General features: G+C 76.4%; 2 protein-coding genes. Both read left to right on the top strand.

The genetic code is table 11. The features are described 5' to 3' along the window. The coding region (locus GUY61_RS37805; protein WP_166634809.1) for a ubiquitin-like domain-containing protein at positions 1-1,105 on the top strand (1,105 nt) is incomplete at its 5' end. 16 nt (positions 1,106-1,121) lie between these two features. After that, positions 1,122-1,982 carry a 16S rRNA (adenine(1518)-N(6)/adenine(1519)-N(6))-dimethyltransferase RsmA gene (gene rsmA / locus GUY61_RS37800; protein ID WP_166634808.1) on the top strand — a complete coding sequence of 287 codons (861 nt, stop codon included), beginning with the start codon at positions 1,122-1,124 and terminating at the stop codon, positions 1,980-1,982. The last annotated feature ends 47 nt before the right edge of the window (positions 1,983-2,029 follow it).

The following is a 2,029-nucleotide window of genomic DNA, read 5'->3' as shown; positions in this document are numbered from 1 at the left end:
CCCCGTACCGCCGCCCCGCCCCGCCCCGGGCGGCGGACGGGCCGAGGCGCGCCGCGCCGCCCGCAGGCGGGCCACCCGGCGCCCCGAGGCCGTGCGCCGCCTCCTCCCGTTCCTCCCGCGGGCCCTCGTCGTCGCCCTCCTCGCGGGCGGCACCTCCGCCTTCGTCGCCGAGGACAAGGCCGTCGAGCTGAGCGTCGACGGACGGCCGCGCACCCTGCACACCTTCGCCGACGACGTGGCGGAGCTGCTGGCGGCCGAGGGCATCGAGACCGGCTCCCACGATCTGGTGACCCCGGCCCCCGGCACCGCGCTGGACAGCGGCACCGAGGTCGTCGTGCGCTACGGGCGGCCACTGGTGCTGACCGTCGACGACGGGGAGCGCCGCCGGCTGTGGACCACCGCGCGGACGGTGGAGGGGGCGCTGCGGCAGCTCGGGGTGCGCGCGGAGGGCGCGTACGTCTCCCTCCCGCGCTCGTCACGCATCGGCCGCGCCGGGGCCACCCTCGACGTACGGACCGCCCGGACCGTGACGTTCGTCGCGGACGGCCGCGCGCACACCGTCCGCACCAGCGCGGCGACCGTGCGGGAGGCCGTCGAGCAGGCGGGCATCGAACTGCGCGGCCGGGACACCACGTCCGTGCCGCCCGGCAGCTTTCCGCGCGACGGGCAGACCATCACCGTCCTGCGGATCGCCGACGTCCGGGAGATCCGCGAGGAACTCATCCCCTTCGCCGTGCGCAGGATCCCCGATCCGGGGCTGTTCCGCGGCGTGGAGATCCTCGACCGGGCCGGGCAGCAGGGCGCGCGACGCGTCACCTACGCCGTCCTGACCGTCAACGGGGTCAGGCAGCGGCCGAGGCGGCTCGGCTCGGAGGTGGTGCGGCAGCCCGTCGAGCAGCTCGTCAGGTTCGGCACCCGGCCGCTGCCGGTCCCGGCGGCGGGTGGCGGCGGCGGGCTCGACTGGCGCGGCCTCGCCCTGTGCGGACCGGGCGGCGGGCGGGTCCAGGACCTGACGGCCGCCGGGCAGACCCTGGGCGAGAAGAGGCTGTACGTCCTGCGGGGAGCCCTGCCCTGGCCGCACTGCGGCCGGGCGCACGGGCGGTGACCTTTAGGCTTGAGAGGTGAGCGACACCTCTGAGGCCCTGCTGGGCCCCGCCGACGTACGTGAGCTGGCCGCCGCCCTCGGCGTACGCCCGACCAAGCAGCGCGGCCAGAACTTCGTCATCGACGCCAACACCGTCCGCCGGATCGTGCGGACCGCGGCGGTCCGGCCGGAGGACGTGGTCGTCGAGGTCGGCCCGGGGCTGGGCTCCCTGACGCTCGCGCTGCTCGAGGCGGCCGACCGGGTCGTCGCCGTCGAGATCGACGACGTGCTCGCGGCAGCCCTCCCGGCCACCATCGGGGCCCGGCTGCCCGAACGGGCCTCCCGGTTCGAACTGGTCCACTCCGACGCGATGCTGGTCGAGGAACTGCCCGGCCCGCCGCCGACGGCACTGGTCGCCAACCTCCCGTACAACGTGGCAGTCCCGGTACTGCTGCACATGCTGGACCGCTTCCCGACGATCGAACGGACCCTGGTGATGGTCCAGTCCGAGGTGGCGGACCGGCTCGCCGCCCCGCCCGGCAGCAAGGTGTACGGCGTGCCGTCGGTCAAGGCCAACTGGTACGCCGAGGTGAAGCGGGCCGGTGCGATCGGCCGGAACGTCTTCTGGCCCGCGCCCAACGTCGACTCGGGGCTGGTCTCGCTGGTGCGCCGTGCGGAGCCGGTGAAGACGACGGCGGCGAAGGCGGAGGTGTTCGCCGCCGTCGACGCGGCGTTCGCCCAGCGCCGCAAGACCCTGCGGGCCGCGCTGGCCGGCTGGGCGGGCTCCCCGGCGGCCGCCGAGGCCGCCCTGGTCGCGGCCGGCGTCTCCCCCCAGGCCCGGGGCGAGTCCCTGACGGTCGAGGAGTTCGCCCGCATCGCCGAACACAGGCCCCGCTGACCCCACCCGCACGGCGGCCCCCTCGCCGCCCCACGCGGCCCACTCCC

Source organism: Streptomyces sp. GC420, from assembly GCF_009916105.1.
Lineage (GTDB): Bacteria > Actinomycetota > Actinomycetes > Streptomycetales > Streptomycetaceae > Streptomyces.
Note: the sequence above shows the minus strand (reverse complement) of the source record. Positions and strands in the feature narration are given on the sequence as shown.